Here is a 19,837-nt window from a genome sequence, read left to right as displayed (position 1 = left end):
GTCGCCTATGGGCACTTCGTTCGCAGAACGTCGATTCGTCATCACGGGGGCATCGAGCGGCCTGGGACGAAGACTGGCGCTGGATTATGCGGCGCCCGGCGTTTTTCTGGCGCTAACCGGTCGCCACGCCGAGCGCCTCGCCGAAACCGCTGCGGAGGTCCGGCATAAGGGCGCCGAGGTGGTCACCGCGGTCCTCGACGCCGGCGACGGACCGGGTATGAAGGCCTGGCTGGAAAGTCTCGAAGCCGAAGGCCCGATCGACATCCTGATCGCCAACGCGGGCGTCATGACGGGCCCGGCCGCCGACGACGCGCTGGACGGGTTCGACGCCGCGGCGGGCCTGATCCGCACCAATTTGCTGGGCGTCGTCTATGCCGTCGAGGCCATCGCGCCCTTCATGATCGCGCGGCGGCGCGGCCAGATTTGCGTCATCGCCTCGACCGCTTCGTTCCGTGGATTGCCCTATATGCCGGCCTATGCGGCCAGCAAGGCGGGTGCCCGGATCTACGGCGAATCCGTGCGCGGACGGCTGGCGCCGCTGGGCGTGTCGGTGACGGTGGCCTCCCCCGGCTTCTTCGCCAGCCCGATGACCGAGCGCTTCCATGGCGACAAGCCGCTGATGGTCACCACCCAGGCCGCCGCCGATCGCATTCGGCGCGCGCTGGACAAGCGCGCGCCTAGGACTATTTTCCCCCGCCGCATCGCACTCTTGTTGCGATTGCTTGATCTCCTGCCGGCGTCGGTCGGGGATAAGGCCCTCGGCGACCTTGCGGTGCGAATCGGGGCGGATGGAGGGGCTCGTTGACGGAGCGTACGCACCAGCGGTTGGGCAGTTGGCTCGATGCGTTGGAACGGCCCACCTTGCTTTGGCTCGCGGCGCGGTTGCCGCTGTGGATCACGCCAAACATCCTCACCGCAATCGGCTTTGCGGGCGCTGGCGTGACCTTCGTCGGCTACCTGCTGACGCCCTACACCAGCTATGGGCTGTTTCTCGCCTCGGTCGGCTTCGTCATCAACTGGTTCGGGGATTCTCTGGACGGGACCCTTGCGCGCTATCGCCGGATCGCCCGCAATCGCTTCGGCTACTTCCTCGACAATGGCCTCGACATGGTCGCGCAGTTCCTGATCGCCATCGGGATCGGCCTGTCTGGGGTCATCAATTGGGAGCTCTGCTTCCTGGCCTTCAGCATCCTACTGATGACCTCGTCGCTGTCCTACATCCGCGCTGGCGTGTCGCCTGTGCACAAGCTGGCCTATGGCGGCGTGGGTCTCACCGAGATGCGGCTGGTGGGCGTCTTCCTGAACACCCTGATCTTCTTCGTGCCAAGCCAGACCTTCGGCGTCCTGCCGATGACCTACCCCAATCTGCTGTTCCTGCTCTGGAGCGTAGGGACCTTCATCGTCTTCGTCGCCAGTTTCGTCGGCCAGCTGCGGGAACTGGCCAAGGAAGATCCCCGGCCGGAACGTCCCGAATAGCCGCCCCTAGACCGCCGGTTCTCTCTTGAGGAACAACAGCGCGACCAGGCTGACCAGGGCCGCACCGCTGAGGTAGAGGCCGACCGCGCCCAGCCCGCCCTCCGCCGCCAGGGCGCCCGCGATCATCGGCGTCAAGCCGCCACCCAGGATGCCGCCGACGTTGAACGCCACCGAAGCGCCGGTATAGCGCACCCGCGCCGGAAACAGACCGGGCAGAAAGGCGCCCAGGGGTCCGTACACCAGGCCCATCAGCACGAGGGCGAAGGATAGGAAGGCCCAGATCGGCAGAAGCGCGCCGGCGCCCATGGCGGGGCCCAGCAGAAAGCCGCCGAGCACCGTGGCCGCGCAACCCACCATCAGCACACGGCGTGGGCTGGTGGCGTCGGACCAGAAGCCGGACCAGATGATGCCGGCGGCCATGAAGCCGATGGCCCCGAGCTGGACGCCCAGGAAAACTTCGCGGCTGTAACCCAGCGCGGTCGTGCCGTAGCCCAGGGCGAAGGCGGTGGCGATGTAGAAGATGGCGAAGCAGGCGACGACGGCGAAGGTGCCCGCAAGCGTCTCCAGCGGGTGGCGCAGCAGAAGTTCGCCCAGCGGCGCCTTTGAGGGCGGCGCCTCATGCATCGCGGCGGCGAAGGCTGGCGTTTCCGTCAGCTTCAGACGCACCCAAAGGCCGACCCCCACCAGCAGCACGCTGAGGACGAAGGGAATTCGCCAGCCCCAGGCGATGAATTGTTCCTGGGTCAGAAGCACGCCGAGCAGCAGGAAAAGGCCGTTGGCGGCGATGAAGCCTACGGGCGCGCCCAGTTGTGGGAACATGCCGTAGCGCGCGCGCTTCCCGGGTGGGGCGTTCTCAACCGCCAGCAGCGCGGCTCCCCCCCACTCGCCGCCAAGCCCGAAGCCCTGGCCGAAGCGCAGCACGCACAACAGGAACGGCGCCAGCCACCCGGCCTGGGCGTAGGTTGGCAGGAAGGCTATCGCGACGGTGGACCCGCCCATCAGGAGCAGCGAGGCGACCAGGGTCGACTTGCGGCCCAGCCGGTCGCCGAAGTGACCGAAGACCGAGGCGCCTAGAGGTCGGGCGAAGAACGCGATGGCGAAGGTGGCGTATGAGCTCATCAGCTGGGCGGAGGCCGAGGCCTGCGGGAAGAACAGCTTGGGGAACACCAGCGAGGCGGCGGTGGCGTAGATGTAGAAGTCGTAGAACTCGACCGCCGTGCCAACCAGGCTCGCCGCCAGGATGCGCCGGTGCGAGGCGCCTTGGTGATCGCTCATGGTCCCCCCGAGGCCGATATCGGCCGTGACCCGATCTGCTGATTGCGGGCCGTCGCCGCCGGGGTCAAGACCGCTCGTGGGCAACGCCCACGCCGCCAACGCCTCAGATGTCGATGCTCACCAGGCGCCGCAGGGGTTCGATCGCCGCTTCCAGGCTGGTTCGTTCCTCGGGGGACAGAAGGCTTAGCCGGGCGGCGAGCCAGTCATTGCGCAGCTGGCGGATTGCGATCAGCTGTTGCTCGCCCTCGTGGGTCAGGTTCAGGCCCGACCGGCGTCCATCCTCGGCGTCGCCGACACGGGCGATCAAGCGCGCGGCCTCGAGGCGCTTGATGTGACCGCTCATGCTGGGCTTGGACATGTGCTCGAGCTCGGCCATGCCGGACACGCCGATCCCAGGGTGGCGTTTGATATGGGCCAGCAGGGTGATGTCCAGCGCCGAGGCGCCTAGGCGCTGGGCCTCCTGCCGCAGCCGGCGCGAGACCCGCAGCAAGGTCGGGCGCAGGTCTTCAGCCAAGGTCGAGACGCTCTGTCGTGAGGCCTTCGGCGCGTCTATCGGGGCGGAGCTCATTCGGTTCGCAATCCAGGTGATGGTCAGCCAGGCGTCCGGCGGCCGTTCATCTCGTCGCCAGCGTTCTTTGGCAAGGCCGCATAGTAGATCATTGAGATCAGCGTGAGCAGGCCCATGACCAGGAATGTCGGCGAGATCGCCGCCAGCGTCAGGCGGGTTTCGCCGTGCCGCACGGTGAAGAAATGCATCAGGCTGGCTGCGAGGCCGACAGCGATCGACTGGGTCAGCTGCTGCATCATCGCCGACGTCGTCGACGCCCGGCTCATCCGAGCCTGTTCGATCTCGGCGTAGGCCATGCCATTGAGGCTCGTAAACTGCAGCGAGCGGAAGAAGCCTCCCGCGCCGAGCACGGCCATGATGATCCACTGCGGCGTCGACGGCTTCAGGAAGGCGATGGCCATGAAGGTCGCGGCCACGATGGCGCCGTTGACCAACAGGGTGGTGCGGAAGCCGAAGCGCCGCAGGATCGGCGGCGCAGCGGTCTTCATCGCCAGCGAACCCAGGCCGGCGACCACCGTCAGAATGCCGGCTTCGAAGGCCGAGCGACCGAAGGCGACCTGCAGCAGCATCGCCAACATGAAAGGCAGCGAGCCGGGGGCCAGGCGCATGAACGCGCCGCCGACGACCGAGGTGCGGAAGGTCTGCAGCCTGAAGATCGACAGGTCGATGATCGCGTGGGGATTGTTGCGGGCATGCAGCCAGTAGCCGCCGAGGCAAACGACGGCGAGGGCGAACAGCCCACCTTCGATCATGGGCGGCAGACCGTCACGGCCCAGGTCCTCGAAGGCGAAGATGAAGCTGGCGAGGCCCACGCCGGTCAGGGCGATGCCGACGAGGTCGATGGGCGAGACCTTCTGCTCCTTCACGTTCGGTACGAACTTGAGCACCAGGAACAGGCCGGCGATCGCCAAGGGGATATTGACGAAGAAAATCCAGCGCCAGTCGGCGAAGGTGACGATCGCCCCACCCAGGATAGGCCCTACCATCGGCCCCAGCACCGCCGGCATGGTCATGAGCGACATGGCGGAGACGAGCTCGGTCTTGGGCGTCGTCCGCAGCAGCACCAGGCGGCCGACAGGACCCATCATGGCGGCGGCCATGCCCTGGAAAACCCGCGCGATGACAAGCTGGGGCAGGTTCTGGGCGAAGCCGCAAGAGACCGAGGCCATCGCAAAGAGGACGATGGCCAGGGCGAAGATCTTCTTTGCGCCCACCTTGTCGGCGAGCCAGCCGCTGACGGGCAGCGAGACCGCCATGGCGAGCGTGAACATGGTGATCGTCAGGTTCAGTCGGAGCGGATCTTCATGCAGGGCGCGGCCGATCGCCGGCAGGGCGTTGGAGACGATGTTCGAGGTCATGTTCTGCATGAACAGCGCTGTGCCGATGATGATCGGCACCACCCAGGCGGGCCGACCGACGGTCGGCGTCGCGGGCGTGGCGACGGGCCCGCGGATGGGCCCGGGGACGGGCTTTGCGCGAATATCGTCGAGGGGTTCGTCGACCGGGCTCATCAGATCCTTGGCGGTCATGCCGGCGACGCCGGCGCATCAAACCGGTTAGATATCCGAACCATTTAGCGGAGTTGGCTCGCGGGTCAAGGCGAGTTCCAGGAGCGCTCCCTGAATGCTGCCGAAGTAGGCGTCAGGCGTTGTCGGGGTTTCCCCCGCCGCCTGCGCCCGGATCCGCGCGAGGCGGACGGGGTCAGCCAGCTCAAGCGCCACTTTCGCCCAAGCTACGGCGTCGTGCGGAGGCAGGTAGGACGCGTGCGTTCGCCCGACCTCGCGGTGAGCGGAGATGTCGGAGGCGAACACGGGCGTTCCCAGCGCCAGCGCCTCTGCGACGGCGAGGCCGAAGCCCTCCGCGAAGGACGGAGCGAAGACGGCGTGCGCGCCGCCGATCAGATCGCGCAGGCGATCGGTCGACAGGCCGTGGCGGACTTCCACCCTGTGGCGCTGCGGGTCCCAGGCGTCAATCGACTGCGTCAGTCCGGCCAGGGCTTCGCCGGCCGCGCCGACGATCAGCAGCCGAGGGGCGGGACTGTCGCGCCCCAGGCTCCGCCAGGCGCGGGCGAGCACGGCGAAGTTCTTGCGGGGCTCGATCTCGCCATAGGCGAGAACGTAAGGTGTGCTCTCTCCAGATGGCTTGGCGGAGGCGAGAAAGGCCGGGGAAAGGGGGAGGGGCGCCACAATCCGGCGCGCCGTCAGTCCTCTGAGGCGCGGATGTTCGGCCACGGCGTGGGTGTTGAGGATAAGACCGCGCGCCCTCAGCAGACTCTGCAGGATGCGTTCGAAATAGGCGACTTCGCCGGGCCCGGCGAACTCGGGATGATCCACAGGGATCAGGTCGTGCAGCATGAACACCGGTGTGACGTCGGCGCGCGCATCCAGCCATCGCAGCGTCTTCGGCGCAGAGAGCGCGACCTGGCCGACATTGAGATAGATCGCGTTTTGCGGGACGCCGGATCGCGCGGGGCGTCCCAGCGAGCCGGTGATGCGGATCAGATCTTGCAGAAGTGCGGATCGCGACGTCTCTCCCCAAATCGCTTCAAGGATGTCCAGGCCGATGATTGCGCGGGCGCGGGGATAGCTGAGCGCGCCGAAGGGCGTGCTCAGCACCGACACCGCTGCGCCGGGCCAGCGGGTGAAGAGCCAGCGGGCGTACAGCATCTCCACACGGTCAATGCCCCGCGGCTTTGCCCGCAGGGCGCTGACGAACAGGCGGGTGAGGTCGAGCGCAAGCCCGGCGGAACGTCCATGGAAGGTCGTTCCGCCGGCGCGCTTAGTTGTTCAAGCCGTTGAGCGCCGCGCTGGCCACAGCCACCTGGTAGACCAGGGACGTCAGGTCGACGCCGATCTGGAACAGCTTGGGATCGATGTAGGGCAAGATGATGAGCTCGTCCCCGGCGCGGATATCGCCCTTGCCGCGGGTCACCATCTCGCCGTTGGCGCGACGGATCATCCACTTGCCGGGACGGCCGCGCTCGCTGTAGCCGCCGACCCGCTTGACGTAGTCGCCCGCCTTCATCTGCGGCTCCCACAGCACGGCCTGGGGCGACAGCACTTCGCCGGACACCAGCACGGTTTGCGAGCGGGCCGGAATGACGATCACATCGCCTTCTTCAAGTCGGACATCGGCGATCTGGCCGCTCGTGTTGGTGACGACGACGCGGCCTTCCGCCGGCGAACGCCGGGCCTTTTCGATGTAGGTGGAGACCAACTGGGCTTCCGAGGCGCGGATGGTCGAGACGCTGGCGGTCGGCGACACGGCGAGGAACAGCTGCCGTTGCAGGCGGTCGAGGGCCTCCTCGATCACCCGTTGTTGCTGCTCGGCGACGCTGTCGCGCAAGATGTAGACCGAGCCCTTGTCGGCCAGGGCCGGGTTGACGTTGATCTGCTCCAGGGCCGCCGGCAGGCGCGTGTCGGAGGGCAGGACCAGGTATGAGGGACCGATCCGGCTGCCTTCGACGCGGACGCGAACGGTGCCGGCGGGTTCGTCGCCGACGATAATCACCTTGTCCTGGTCGCGCAGTGGCGTGGTCGCCAGCTGGCCCAGCGTCAGATAGGTCGAATAGGGTTTGGTGTCGCGCGTTCCGCTGATCGCGGCGTTGGTGGCCGAAGGCAGCGGGCGGGCCATGCCGATGATCTCCGACCCCGGCGCCTCGCGGCCCGGCAGTTCGAAGAGGTAGGCGTTGCGCACGGCGCCGGCGACTTCAACCATGGCGTTCTGCTCGCCGACCAGGATGGTGTCGCCCTCGCGCAGCAGGGCGCCGGGCTTCTCGCCGGTCAGCAGGAATTGGTAGAGGTCGATGTTGTAGACAGTCAGGCCGTTTCGCAGCACCTGGATGTTGCGATAGCTGCCGCGAGACGGATCAACCCCGCCGGCGCGGATCAGGTAGTCGAGGGCCGAATCCGACGCCGAACCGCCGTAGCGGCCGGGGCGCAGGACGTAGCCGGCGACGTAGACGCCGACCTTGTGGGTCGTCTCAAGCACCGCATAGACGTTCACCCGCGAGGTGAAGACCCGGCTGGCTGCGGCGGCGACCGCCGGCTGCAGGCTATCGGCGCGCATGCCGGCCACGTGCACCGGACCGATGTCAGGTAGGAACACATTGCCTTGGGCGTCGACCACGATGCTTTGCGGCGTCGAGGGCGCACCACCCGCCGTGACGTCGGCGCCGCCCATGATGCTGACCGAGATCCGGTCGCCGGACTGGATGACGTATTCAGGATTGATCGCATCGCTGCTCATGGCGGCCGTGTTGGTGAACAGCGATGCGCCGAACGGGTCGGGCTTCACAATCAGCGACTTCTGCCCGATCGCGGATTGAACCACCGGGCCGCCCTCCGCTGCGGTCGCCTGTCCGGCGCGCTCGGTGACGGTTTGGGCGGGTGCGGCGCGCGACAGCACATCGCTGATGGTCTGCGCCTGGGCGAGGCCTGCCGGCGCGAACGCCAGCAAGACCGCGAACAGTCCAAGCGCCGCCTTCTTCAGGCGTCCGGCTTTACATTGCATGTTCACGAGCCCCGGTGATGATCAGCCAGCCGACGCCATAGGCGACGAGAAGGCTGACGAAGACGGTCAGAATGATGAAGCCGCGGTTCGGGTAGAGCGACTTTTGCGGCAGGTTCGGCTGGTTGATCCGGACCAGATACTGCGATTGACGCCCGGCCTGCCCGCGCGCGCTCTCGTAGGACGAGTGCGCCGCTTGGTACTCGGCCATGGCGAACTGGCGGTCGGAGATGACGCGGTCGCCGGCCGGCGACTGCGCCGAGGCCGGGCCGTCGAGGCGGCCGCCTTGACGGCTGACCTGGGCCTGCAGCGCCGAGACGCGAGCGCCCAACTGCTGCAGGCGCTGGCTTTCCGGCCGCAGATAGCTTGCGGCGGCGGCGTATTCGGCCCGCGCATTGGCCAGTTGGCTTTCCAACCCGCCGACGACACCCAGGACGACCGAGGACGAGGTGCTCTGGCCACCGACCGCGGCCAACTGATTGCGGGTGCGTTCGACCTCAGCGCGGGCGCCGCGCAGGGCGTCCGCCTGGGCGCGACGGCCGAAGTTGTTGACCAACTCCTCGCTCATCACCAGCAGGTTCTCGGAAATCGTCTTGGAGTCTTCCGGCGTGAACGCCCGCGTCTCCAGCTTGATGATGCCGGCGCCCTTGTCGAAGTTCACGTCTATATGCTTGCGATAGTACTTCGTAAGCTCTTCAAGGGTGGGCTTCGGCTTGATCGGCGCGAGGATGTCCGTGCCGGTCTTACGGTACATCGAGATCACATCGACGCGGCGCTGAAGTTCGGAGGAGGCGTCATGCGATTCCAGGTAGGCCGCGACGCCGGCGGCTTCCTCGCTGGCCGGCGCGTCGCCGCCCAGGCCCATGCGCGCCAGGCGGCCCGGGACCGCTTCCGCTGTCGTTGCGCTGGACGGACCACGCAGCAGGAAGCTTGCGGTGGAGACATATTGGTCTGCGGCGAAGGCGTAGAGATAGAAAGCGACCACGAGCGTCGGCGCGACGATCAGCAGGATGGCCCACTTGTGTCGCGCGAACACCCCGCGGACTTGGGAACGAATCTCGGCGCTCCGCTGTGCGACCTCTGAAGAGGCGGATTCATAGGGCATAATAGGCCTCGATCATCTCTTCGACGGTTTCGTAGGGGGTGAGTTGGCCGTTCTCAAGAATGGCCCCGCGGTCACAGAACATGCGCAGCGCCGCCGGATCGTGAGAGATCAGGATCAAGGCGCCATTCTCCCGGCGCGACTGGAGCGCAGCCTGGCTCTTCACGACGAAACTATGATCCCCTGCACCTGTGATCTCATCGACCACGTAGCAGTCAAAGTTTACCGCCAGGGAAACACCGAAGGCCAGGCGCGCCGACATGCCCGCCGAATAGGTCATGACCGGCATGAAGTAATATTCGCCCAATTCGGCGAACGATTGGACCTTCTCCATCATCTCATCGGCGTCGAGGCCGTAGATCCGCGAGATGAACTTCGTGTTGTCGGCCCCGGTGAGGGCGCCGTGGAAACCACCGAAGTAGCCCAGCGGCCACGAGATGCTCATCGTCTGTTCGATCGTGCCGCGGTTCGGCCGTTCAATACCGGTGATGATTCGGGTCAGGGTGGATTTACCCGCGCCGTTGCGCCCCATGATGCCGAGCGACTGTCCACGCTCCACGGTCATGTTGACGCCATCGAGGACATTCCGCGTCGAGCGACGCGTCGGATAGGTTCGGACAACGTTGGTCAGCTTGATCATGAGAACTTGATCCGGCTGCGCACGGCGCTGAGCGAGAAGAGCCCCACGAGGGTCAGCACGCCACAGAAGCCAAACAGGTAGGGCACGCGGATGTAGTTGGGTTCAAGGTGGCTCCAGACGCCCAGCCGGCAGATGTCGACGATCTGCGGGATGGGGATCCAGACGAAGATCTCGCGCAGGCGCTGAGGGAGCCAATCGATCCGGAAGAACATGCCCGAGAACGGCACGCTCAGATAAAGGAACGCAGGGATCAGCCGCTCGAAGAAGCCAGGGAAGAACTGGGTGAGCGCGCAGACGATCATCGATGTCGCTGTGGCCAGCCACCACATCATCACCAGGCCCGCGATCAGCAGCAGCGGCCGCTCTGGCCATGGAGAGAACCCGGCCCAGGCGGCGCCATAGAGCAACAGGAACAGCACCATCAGGCTCGCTGCGACCTCCAGCAGCGTCGCGGCGAGGAGGAGGTCCAGCGGCCGCACCTGCCGATGGTACATCAGCACCCGATTGCTCAGGATCGTGTTGCCGGCGCGGATCGCGTTGTAGCGGAACAGCATGAAGGGCACGTAGCCTGACACGTAGAAGGGAATCGGCTGCAGGCCTTCAGGCAGCGGCACGGCGATCACGAAGTGGATCACAGTAATGCCGATGGCCAGCATCGCCGGCTCAACGATCATCCACAGGAAGCCGATGTTTTCGCGGCCGAACCGCGTCTGCAACTCACGGACGATCAATGCGCCGATCACGCGCACTTGGATGCGCGCGCCCCGCCAAAGGGCGCCGGAAGCAAACTGTTGTGACACGTAGTTTCCCACCTGACGACGCGTGAACCCTTTTAGCGATGCGGCGCCTGCGAACAAGCGCCACCCCGCATAATTTCGCTATGCCGTTGAGATTGCCTGAACATGCGCCGGCGTTTCCGGCTAAGGGAGAGGCAAGGACCAAGGCCAGAGGATGAAAAGTTGGCGGGGCGGGACCGGCGGCCGCATATCGGCCTCGACGGCTATAATCTTGCCTTAGAGCAAGGCACCGGCATCGCCACCTACAGCCGTAACCTGAGTTATGTGCTCAAGGATCTGGGCGCTTCGGTTGATGTCCTCTATGGGCGGAACATCCCCGCCCGGCGCGACGTCGGCGGCGAGCGTCAGATTGATATCGACCTGCTCCAGGAGATCGGCTTCTTCGACGCTTCTCCTTTGCTGGAGATCGACAGCTACCCCCTCGGCGCTCTTATGGCCCTGCGGACGCTGGCGCCGGTCAAGGTGACCGAGGTGCCGATTCGCGGCGATGTCGTCGCCGCCGACTTCAAGGACCGCCTGCCGGCCTTCGACCGGATCTTGAACAGCCGCAATCTGTTCGTCCTGGCGCACAATCACTTCCACGCCTGGGGCCGCCTGCTGAAGGTGCGCGTGCCCAACCCGCCGGAGGTGATGCACTGGACCTACCCGATCCCCATCGAGATGGAGGCGACCAAGAATATCTACACGGTCCATGACCTCGTGCCCCTGCGCTTGCCGCACACCACGCTGGACCACAAGAAGCGCTACCTGAAGATGGTGAAGATGATCGGCCGCCGCGCCGACCACATTGTCACCGTGTCAGAGACGTCGAAGGCCGACATCCTGCGGATCATGGGCGTCCGCGAAGAGCAGGTGACCAACACCTACCAGGCGGTCGACTTCGGCGCCCAGGGCCTGCGCTCGGCCGACCAGGCCCGCAGCGACGTCGCCGGCGCCGTTGGCCTGCCTCACCAGGGCTACTTCCTGTTCTTCGGCGCGATCGAGCCCAAGAAGAACGTCGGTCGACTGATCGAGGGTTTCCTCACCGCCAATGTGAAGACGCCCTTGCTTCTGGTCGGCAAGGCCGCCTGGAAGTCCGAGCAGGAACTGCGGTTGATGCCGCTCGCTGAAAAGCGTCGCTCAGGCGCCGTCGCGCCCCTGGAGCGCTGGTCGGTGCGCCAGGGTCTGGCGGCGGGGGGCGCGCCCGCCGCAGCGCGCGAGCGGGCCGAGGCCTCGATCATGCGGCTCGACTACGTCCCCTATTCGATGCTGATCAGCCTGATCCGTGGCGCCAAGGCGGTGGTCTTCCCCTCGATCTATGAGGGCTTCGGTCTTCCGGTGCTGGAGGCGATGCAGCTGGGCGTGCCGGTCATCACCTCCAACACCTCCTCCCTGCCCGAAGTCGCGGGGGACGCCGCGCTGCTGGTCGATCCTTACGACCCGCGCGCCATTGGCGAAGCTGTGCGTCGGCTGGACGGCGACGCTGGCCTTCGGGACGAATTGTCCCGCCGCGGGCTCGCGCAGGCGGCGCGCTTTACGCCCGAGGCTTATCGCGGCCGGTTGTCGGCGCTTTACAGCCAGCTGGGCGTGCGATTCTGATGCTTGAGGTCGACGGGCTGGGCCGCTTTGCAGACGTTGCGCCCTATCCGCGGGCAGAATCGGCGTCGCGTGGTCTTCCGCGGGTCGAACGCGACCGAGTCTTGAAGCTTCAGCGCAGCAGCTGTGCCATCAGGAGCTGTGGCCTGAGCGTTCGGGATGTGCAAACGACCGTGCGACTGGGGCAGGGCGCCGCGACTGAGCTTGGTCGCCAGACAGGTCCCGGCGACGCTTGTCGCCGAGGGGGAGCACGATCATCATGAGGCGCTGGACCTTGTCGCAGGCCCGCGAGAATCGACCGATGGGGGGGCAGAACGATATGCCTGATCATTCGTCCTACGCCCTTGTGGCGCCTCGGACCCTGCTGTCGTCCCCTGACAAGGCTGACTGGGAGGGCCAGTGCCGAAGGCTCGCCTTCGCGGCCTACCTGGGCGACGACACCATGCTCTGCCGCACGCTCGCGCGGTTCAAGATGTACGTCTCCACCCGGGACGAAGGCCTTGGCCCCCATCTGATCGCCGACGGCTTTTGGGAGATGTGGGTCACCAAGGTCATGACCGACACGGTGATGCCGGGCATGGTCTGCATCGATGCGGGCGCGAACGTCGGTTACTACACGGTGCTGCTTGGCGAGTTGACCGGGCACAACGGCAAGGTCGTCGCCATCGAGCCAATGCCGGGTACGCGCCGTCTTCTCGAGCGCAATGTCGCCATCAACGGCTTCTCCGGCATCGTCGACGTCAAGGGTGTCGCCTTGGGCGATGGGCCGGGCACCGTCACGCTGTACATGCCGCCGGGCGAGCCGAAGAACGCCCTGATCTGCGAAACGCCGCCACATCCCGACTGGGAATCCGCCACCGTACCCCTGACGTCCATCGACGACATGGCCTTGCCGAAGGTCGATTTCGTGAAGATCGACGTCGAGGGCGCCGAGATGGGCGTCTGGCGCGGCATGCGCAGGACGATCCTCGCCAACCCGCAGATTCAGATCATGATGGAGGTGAACTGCCGCCGCTATCCCAAGCAGGCGCAGGCCTTCATGAAGGAGATCACCGATCTCTTCAAACTTCGCCACATCACCTACGAGGGGACGATCAAACCGATCACCCTCAATGAGGTGCTTGAGGCCTACGACGACGTGATGCTTTTTCTGAAGCGGTGAGTTTCAGGAACGTATGCCCCACGGGTTCGGCGACACGCTGGCGTCAATCCAGTCCCAGACGGCCGCGATCGCCGGCGCTCGCAGCGCCTCCACCGGCCGCCCCGAAGGCCTGTAGTACGGGTTGGAGGCCGGGTCCCACAGCATGCCGCGGCCCCAGCGTTCTTGCAGCACGGTCAACTCGCTGGCTTCCCAGGCTCGCTCGCGGGCGCGGACGTTCAATCCGCGGCTCTGCGACTCCGCGTGGATAAGGCTGATTGCTGGCGCATAGACCACCTTGCCGCCCGCCGCCCGCGCCTTAAGGCAGAAGTCCACGTCGCTGAAATCAATGGGTAACCCCGCTTCATCGAAGCCACCCAGGGTGTCGAATAGATCCTTGCGCACCGCCAGGAATGCGCCTGTGACCGCACCGACCGAACGCGTCCGCGCCCAACGCTCGCCAGGCCCGCTGTCAGCCGCCGGCCGGCCGACGCCTTCGTGCCTTGGGCTGTCATCGCAGCTCAGCGCTACACCGGCATGCTGGATGCGCCTGTCCGGATAGACCAGGCGGGCCCCGATCACCGAGGTTCTGGGCTGCTGGGCGTAACCGAGCAGCAGTTCGTCCCAATCCGGCGTCAGCATGACGACGTCATCATTGAGAAAAAGGAGCAGGCCGTGGCCGGTCTTCGCCGCCAGGTTGTTCAGACGGGACCAATTGAACGGCTCTTCAACCCGCAGGGTGCGCGCGACGCCGGCCCGGGCGTAGTCTTGCAGCGCCAGCTTCGTCGCCATCTGTTCGCTGGCGTTGTCGACGATCAGGATATCGAGGCGAACCCGATCCTTGGCATGGGCGATCAGGCTTTCGACGCAGGCGCCCAGCATGTCCGGGCGGTCCCGTGAGGGGATGATCACGGTGATGCGTTCGGCTGGGTCGCTCGGCGGCCAGACCGTCACCGGAGCCCCGTCCAGCGCCGCTGAATGCAACCACGCGCCCCGCATTACGGAGGCTGCGGGGGCTGGATCGCGGGCGGTCTGTACGGGCCGGCTCGCCAGCAGCCGCGGGATATGGGCGATCGGCCCGTCACCCTGCGCGGTCAGAAACCCTTCCCGAAGACGGTCCGCCCAGGCGAGTTCGTCGCCGCCGACGCTGTTCCACACCTCGCGAACGAAACAAGGCGCCTGCAGAAGCTCCTCCGACTGGAGCAAGGCGTCGATCTCGAAGGGGCCCAACAGCCGCGGATCGCTATGCGCCACGACGTTGTGCGCACCGCGCCGCCGGTGGTCGAAATCGGGATAGGCCGCCGACGCGCCGGTCCGGCGCATGGTTTCCGCGAACCAGGCGAGCGAGCGGGGGTCCAGGGTGACGCCGGCGCGCAGCGCAACGACCAGATCGGCCTGCCGGGCCAAGCCGTCGTCGCCGGGGACCAGACGGATTCGGCCGTCTAGATGGCCGTAGGTGCCGGCGCGATCGGCCAGCAGGCGCGGGTGCGCCCTGACGGTCGCCGTCCAGGCGCCATGGCTCTGGTCCATCAGGCTGAGCAAGGTGTCGCGCAGGCCGGCGGGATCGTCCTCCGCCGCCTCGACGATGATTGCGAAGGCTACGGGTGACGCCGCCGCGCCGGGATCGCCGACGACGTCAAAGGCCCGCCGAAACTCGGCGTGGTGCGCCAAGGGGATGGTGGCGAACGCCTCGAGCGCCGGCAGCCGCTTTTCGAGTCGGGTGATGGCGCGACGCAAGGCGTCGAGTTCGCGCGACACCTCATAGAGTGCATCCTGGTCGCCAGGAGGCTCGTCGATCAGTTCGCGGGCGCCCAGAGCGATCAGTTCGCTGCGGGCGTCAGCCAGATCGGGCGCAAGCTCATAAGCGCGCCGATAGGCCTCGGTGGCGCGCACCACCTCGCCCGACAGTTTCAAACCATGGCCCAGCTGCAACTGGGCGTCGGCGTCCTGCGGCGCCAGTGTCGTCGCGCGCAAATAGGCGCCGACCGCCTCCTCAAGCTGGCCGGCCTCCTTGCTGGCGTGGCCATACTGAACCCAGGCCGCAACGTGGTCCGGCTCGGCCTCCAGGAACCGACGGTAGGCCGACGCCGCGTTCGGCCAATCCCCGGCGTCACGCAGACGATCTGCCTCGTCCATGGTCGCAGGCGACGCCTCGACCAGGGCGGTCGCCGCAGCATCAGGCGCCACGGCCTGCGGGCGCGATACGGATTTGCGCTCCCACGGCCAGCGGCTCATCGGGCCGATCCGCGATTGCATCCGCGCGCCGATTTCGGTGTAGACGATGGGAAGGCAGGAGACATCGGCTCGCTATGGGCTGGCGGGATCAACGACCCCATGGGTAGCGCAATCCGCAAGGCGGTAAAGCTTGGCGAACCGCAGGACGGCGCAAACCGTCTGCCCGCCCTGCCGGAGGCGCGCCTTGGCGTCGCCGGTCGTCTGGCCCTGCTCAATCCATGGCGGACCAAGGCGCGCCGCGATGCGGTCCAGCGCGGCGATGACGCTCGCGATCTTCGCGACTGGCCCGCCGCGGCCTTCGCCTATGCCGAAGGTCTGCGTCTCGATCCGCGCCTGCCGCATATCTGGGTGCAGTTCGGGCATGCCCTGAAGGAGGCGTCCGATCCCGTCGCGGCCGAGAAAGCCTATCGCGCGTCGCTGATCTACAGTCCGCCGCTGGCCGACACCTTCCTGAATTTGGGACATGCCTTGAAGATGCAGGGCCGTCGCGAGGAGGCGGCGGGCGCCTATATGCGCGCCCTGGAGCTCGATGGCGGATGGGCGGACGCCACGCGCGAACTTTCGGGCCTGGCGCGCGATGGTCTGGCGCTGGACGTCAGCGCTCTGGCCTCGGCGCTAGAGACAACGCCGGACGACGCCCCGCAGGTGGCTGTCCACATCACCGGTCTGATGCGGCGGATGGCGACCGGTCCGCTGGGCGCCGTGGACAAGGCTCGCGCCGCGCTGGTCCTGGCCTTGATCGAGGCCAGTCCGGATCTGGCGCTTTGCGAATCCAGCGGCCGCGCAGCGGGCCTGCGGTTGCTCGCGCCCACCCTCCTGGCAGACGCCTGCCGTCTGTCGCTGGCGGAGTCCCCGGATGTCGAGCGCGTCCTCGACGTGCGCCGGTTGCTGCGGCTCGCCTCCGGCGCCGGATCGCCCTGCATCTTCCGTGAGGGCGCCGTGCTCGTTGACTTCGGCGATGCCGGTCCCGCTGGCGAGGACGAGGACTTTGGCCTGCAGAGGCGCGCGGCGGCCGAGGCGTCGGTCCATGCCTTGAGCTATCTGTCCGGCCGCCTCGCCGAGGATGCTGCGGGCGCCCTGGCGGCGGCGCGGCGCGCACCGGCGGTTGTCGTCGACGCCGCCTATGAGCGAGAGCGACTGCTCGCGCTCGCGGCTCGGGAGGGCCAGCCGCTCGATCCTGCGCGGATTCATCTGCTAGACCCGGCGCCCGGCGCAGGGCGGGCTCTGCGCCTGCTCGCGCTGGCGGCGCGCCTGTCCGGCGAGACCGCTCCGACCGCCGAGCCGCTCCGTGCGCAGGCGGACCTTTACTACAGCCTGGGCCGCGAACCGGCTGCGGTCGAGAACGACGCGCACGGCGCTGCGTTCCGCGTGGGGGAGGGCTGGTGGCTGCCGGAAGCCTGGGGTTGCTGGACGCGTCTGGGCGGCGGACGGCTACGGCTCGTGCTGGCGCCGGCGCTCGCCGCCGCTGGCGTGCTTGAACTTCATCTGGGCCTGCGCGGGCCGCGCGATCGCTCGTGCCCCTTCCGCATTGCGGTCAACGGCGGCCAGGCGGTCACCGGCGTCCTGACGCCGGGACAGATCGATTGGCGCCGCCTGCGCGTCCAGGCTGACGACGGCGTCGTGACGCTCGATATCGCCGGTGAAGCGGAACATCGGATCGAGCCCGGCGCCCGCTCGGCGTCGGTGGGCGTGATCGGCTTCACTCTGCGGGCCGATCGGCAGGGCCGCCGCGCCGCGTGATTAGCGCCGGAGCGGGCTGCCGGCGAGGTCCTCATCCTGCCCCTCGGCGATGACCCTGAGCGGCCGGTCAGAATTTCGCAGGTCGTCCGGCAAGGCGACGGCGAAGGCGTGGCGGCCGTCGCCCTTGCCATGCCGCTCGAGGATTGCGGCGTAATCGCCAGGGACGATCCGCAGGATTTCATCTTCTCCATCGAGAACGCGCAAGGTGACGGGCGCGCCGGCCCCGTTCGGGCGCCAGGCCCAACCGGCGAGGATGCCGTCCGAGGTGAGGCTCACGCGCCCCTCAATAGGTCCTGACGGTTCAAGGAAACGGTGGTAGGGCGCGACCCAGAGCGCCGCGGCGACCTCGTCAGATACGGTTTCTGCAAGCCCCAGCCAGACGGGCAATTGCGGTGAAACGTGGCCGTTGGCCACCGCCTCGTCGACTTCGGCGCGGCTGATGTAGCCTTCGTCGAGGGCGTCACGCAGAGCGGCCAGCCACAGGCCGCCGTTACGGTTCCAGGTCACCCACGGCTGCGTGTCCATGTCGGTGTAGTGCAGCAGGCAGGTCCGCCCAGGATCGTACTGCTCCAGGCTGTTCCACCAGTAGGGCAGGCCGGGCTTCTGGCGGTCGGCGTGCACGATGCACAGGTCGCCCATCAACTGGCCATAGGTGTAGGCGCCGTCGTCCAGGCCCCGCACGATGGCGCCGACGTCCCAATCCAGGGACCGGCAATTCAGCAGCATCACCGCGGTCTGCGGGGTGCGTCCCATGTGCGGATGGCTCAGCGAGTAGAGCAGGTCGGCCTCATCCAGCGGTTGGGTCCAGAGGTCGGCGATGTCGCCGAACACCAGCATGTCGGCGTCCAGGTAGATCCCACGCCCGTCGTAGTCGCAGAGGCGCGGGATATCGAAGCGGGCGAAGGAGAAGCCGGTCTTCGAGCGATTTTCCGGCTTCTGCGGTTCGGGAATCTGGGAAACGTCCAGCACTTCGACCACCACGTCCATCGTTGAACGCCGCTCGATGCTGTAGGCGAGGACCCGCGCGCCCAACTTCTGTTCCTCATCGGCGCCCACGAACACCCGCGCCGGACTGGGATAGCCATAGGGTCCGTACGAGATTCCCGTGGTGCGTCGGACGATCGCGGCCCCGCCGCTGCGGCGGGCGCCGTAGGGCTGCAACGCCTCGAAACCCGGTCGGGGCGCGCCGAGGCCGATCCGCCGGGCGATGCTTACGCCTGCCCGGGCCAGGATCCGTAGCGTCGCGGCCTCATCGGCGTAGTCGCCCGCGAGGTCTTCATGATCGTGGTCCGCGGGCTCGGCCCGCAGCAGGCGGCCGGCCGACTTCAGATTCTGCAGGGCGTCGGAGCGCTCGGTCCAGCCACCCAGGCTGAGCGCCGAGGCGACGCCGTCCTCGCGCGGCGAGGCCGGCGCCCAGACCACGCCGACGCGCTCGAGCACCGCCTCGGGCGCGTCCTCCAGGGTGCGGATATCAGCGATCCAGGCGGCGTCCGCCTCGAGGCGCTGGGCGGCCACCCCGAGGGCCAGGACCAGCCAGCCCTCGCGCCGCGCCGCCGCGACGATGTCGGGGTCGGCGTCTGGGCCCGCGATCAGCCATCGCCGCAGATTGCGACCTTCCGCCTGGAGCCAGGCCTGAACCCCGCCGGTGGCCGCGACCGCCAGGGCGCGCGGCTCGGCGGCCCGGTGGGCGCCCAGCGCCTCCGCCCAGATCGGGGCCAAGGCCTGGGGCGACCAGTTCGCCTTGAGGAACGCCTCGGCGGGCGCGGCCCGGGCGAAGGCCTCGGCCGGGCGCCGCAGAAGCTCCGCAAGGCCCCCGCCCCAATCGCCGATACGGGCGAAGGCGGCGAAGGGCCGATAGGCGTCCAGCGGATCGGCCACGACAGGGGCGCCCGCCGACAGCGCGAGCGTCAGGCGGTTGTGGGTCTTGCCGGCGACGAAGGCGTTGTCGGATAGCGGGATGATCACGCCGTCGGCGGCGCTCAGCTCGGTCTCCAGCGCGGGTTGCGACCATTCCACGTAGCGGGTCGGCACGGGCAGGCTGGGGGACAGGCGATCGTAGGCGTCCTCGCTGTTTGAACAGATCGTCAGCTCGAAGGGTCGCAGCGCGAAGGCCTCCGCCAGTTCGGCGCGGATCAGCAGGAGATCGCTCATGCCCGCAGGCGCATTGGGCGCGCCGTGCACGCCGAACCACAGCAACTGCGCCGGTTCGCTGACCGGCTTGGCGCCGCCGACGCGGGTGGCCGCCTGTTCGTAGAAGTCCGGCGCGACCTTGGGTCGATAAGCCAAGCCCGCCTCGATCTCAATCTGCGCGGCTAGCACCGGAGTCGAACAGATCACCTCGTCGCAAACGGCGATCATCGCCCGCAAATCCGACGCGGCCTGATCATAATCCGGCAGCCCGCGCGGGTTGTAGAAATGGTTGTCGCAGAGATCGAGGACCACGCGCACGCCAGCCGCGGCGAGCCGTCGGGCCAGGACCTGATCGTCCGCGCCATAAGCCTTGGAGAAGACCACGGCGGTGTAGAGCCCCTCACGGGCGCGGTCATACTCCTCGGCGGCGCAGCCCAGGCTTCGCAGCGCCTGGATGGCCGTCAGCACGCGATAGCGGTAGCTGGCGACGGCGGGATCACGAACGCGGGCCTTGAATGCGATCACTTCAGTCTCTTGGCGGCGGCGGGCGCACGATGCGGGCGGAACTTGGCTGGATCGCACACCACTGACAAGGGAAGCTGCAGCAAGACCCGCTGGGATGCGCGCGCTTGAAGCAACTCGACGACGAACG

The 19,837-nt window shown here is 67.4% G+C and carries 15 protein-coding genes; 5 read left to right on the top strand and 10 right to left on the bottom strand.

All coding sequences use genetic code 11. From position 1 onward, the window contains the following. The first annotated feature begins 7 nt into the window (after positions 1-7). On the top strand, positions 8-805 hold the full coding sequence (locus tag BN1313_RS10320; protein WP_176695966.1) for an SDR family NAD(P)-dependent oxidoreductase: 798 nt from the start codon (positions 8-10) through the stop codon (positions 803-805). Next, a complete protein-coding gene (locus BN1313_RS10315; protein WP_091740007.1) occupies positions 802-1,476 on the top strand; it encodes a CDP-alcohol phosphatidyltransferase family protein in 675 nt (224 codons plus the stop codon). The genes BN1313_RS10320 and BN1313_RS10315 overlap by 4 nt, the downstream gene beginning before the upstream one ends. Positions 1,477-1,482: 6 nt before the next feature. On the opposite strand, the gene BN1313_RS10310 is transcribed toward BN1313_RS10315, so the two are convergent. The 8 genes from BN1313_RS10310 to BN1313_RS10275 all read right to left on the bottom strand — a co-directional run bounded on the left by BN1313_RS10310 (position 1,483) and on the right by BN1313_RS10275 (position 10,370). Then, positions 1,483-2,751: an MFS transporter gene (locus tag BN1313_RS10310; protein ID WP_091742599.1), complete on the bottom strand. Its 1,269-nt coding sequence runs from the start codon at positions 2,749-2,751 to the stop codon at positions 1,483-1,485. A 103-nt stretch (positions 2,752-2,854) separates the two neighbouring features. Continuing rightward, a complete protein-coding gene (locus BN1313_RS10305; RefSeq protein WP_091740004.1) occupies positions 2,855-3,319 on the bottom strand; it encodes a MarR family winged helix-turn-helix transcriptional regulator in 465 nt (154 codons plus the stop codon). 23 nt (positions 3,320-3,342) lie between these two features. Beyond that, on the bottom strand, positions 3,343-4,848 hold the full coding sequence (locus tag BN1313_RS10300; protein WP_091740001.1) for an MFS transporter: 1,506 nt from the start codon (positions 4,846-4,848) through the stop codon (positions 3,343-3,345). A 27-nt stretch (positions 4,849-4,875) separates the two neighbouring features. Further along, a complete protein-coding gene (locus tag BN1313_RS10295; protein WP_091739998.1) occupies positions 4,876-5,985 on the bottom strand; it encodes a glycosyltransferase in 1,110 nt (369 codons plus the stop codon). Positions 5,986-6,097: 112 nt separating this feature from the next. After that, positions 6,098-7,831 (bottom strand): polysaccharide biosynthesis/export family protein, encoded by a 1,734-nt coding sequence (locus BN1313_RS10290; protein ID WP_091739995.1) that lies wholly within the window; start codon positions 7,829-7,831, stop codon positions 6,098-6,100. After that, positions 7,821-8,933 (bottom strand): KpsE/RkpR family capsule polysaccharide export protein, encoded by a 1,113-nt coding sequence (locus tag BN1313_RS10285; RefSeq protein ID WP_091739992.1) that lies wholly within the window; start codon positions 8,931-8,933, stop codon positions 7,821-7,823. Before BN1313_RS10285 ends, BN1313_RS10290 begins: the two co-directional genes overlap by 11 nt. Further along, the gene (locus BN1313_RS10280; RefSeq protein ID WP_091739989.1) at positions 8,923-9,570 is read right to left on the bottom strand and encodes an ABC transporter ATP-binding protein; all 648 of its coding nucleotides are present in this window, start codon (positions 9,568-9,570) and stop codon (positions 8,923-8,925) included. Before BN1313_RS10280 ends, BN1313_RS10285 begins: the two co-directional genes overlap by 11 nt. Then, a complete protein-coding gene (locus BN1313_RS10275; protein WP_176695965.1) occupies positions 9,567-10,370 on the bottom strand; it encodes an ABC transporter permease in 804 nt (267 codons plus the stop codon). Before BN1313_RS10275 ends, BN1313_RS10280 begins: the two co-directional genes overlap by 4 nt. Before the next feature lie 159 nt (positions 10,371-10,529). Between BN1313_RS10275 and BN1313_RS10270 the strand changes: the two genes are divergently transcribed. Further along, positions 10,530-11,945: a glycosyltransferase family 4 protein gene (locus tag BN1313_RS10270; RefSeq protein ID WP_218054344.1), complete on the top strand. Its 1,416-nt coding sequence runs from the start codon at positions 10,530-10,532 to the stop codon at positions 11,943-11,945. Positions 11,946-12,261: 316 nt separating this feature from the next. Then, entirely contained in the window at positions 12,262-13,104 is an 843-nt protein-coding gene (locus BN1313_RS10265; protein WP_176695964.1) for an FkbM family methyltransferase, read from the top strand. 3 nt (positions 13,105-13,107) lie between these two features. On the opposite strand, the gene BN1313_RS10260 is transcribed toward BN1313_RS10265, so the two are convergent. Next, a complete protein-coding gene (locus BN1313_RS10260) occupies positions 13,108-15,315 on the bottom strand; it encodes a glycosyltransferase (protein WP_176695963.1) in 2,208 nt (735 codons plus the stop codon). A gap of 99 nt (positions 15,316-15,414) precedes the next feature. On the opposite strand from BN1313_RS10260, the gene BN1313_RS10255 reads away from it, so the two are divergent. Next, complete coding sequence (locus BN1313_RS10255; RefSeq protein WP_091739975.1) at positions 15,415-17,055, top strand: tetratricopeptide repeat protein; 1,641 nt, start codon at positions 15,415-15,417, stop codon at positions 17,053-17,055. Here BN1313_RS10255 and BN1313_RS10250 read toward each other — a convergent pair whose 3' ends face one another. After that, entirely contained in the window at positions 17,056-19,710 is a 2,655-nt protein-coding gene (locus BN1313_RS10250) for a glycosyltransferase family protein (RefSeq protein ID WP_091739972.1), read from the bottom strand. It lies immediately after the preceding gene. Positions 19,711-19,837: the final 127 nt, after the last annotated feature.

The organism is Phenylobacterium immobile (ATCC 35973), from assembly GCF_001375595.1.
GTDB lineage: Bacteria > Pseudomonadota > Alphaproteobacteria > Caulobacterales > Caulobacteraceae > Phenylobacterium > Phenylobacterium immobile.
This window is presented reverse-complemented; position numbering and strand designations above follow the sequence as displayed.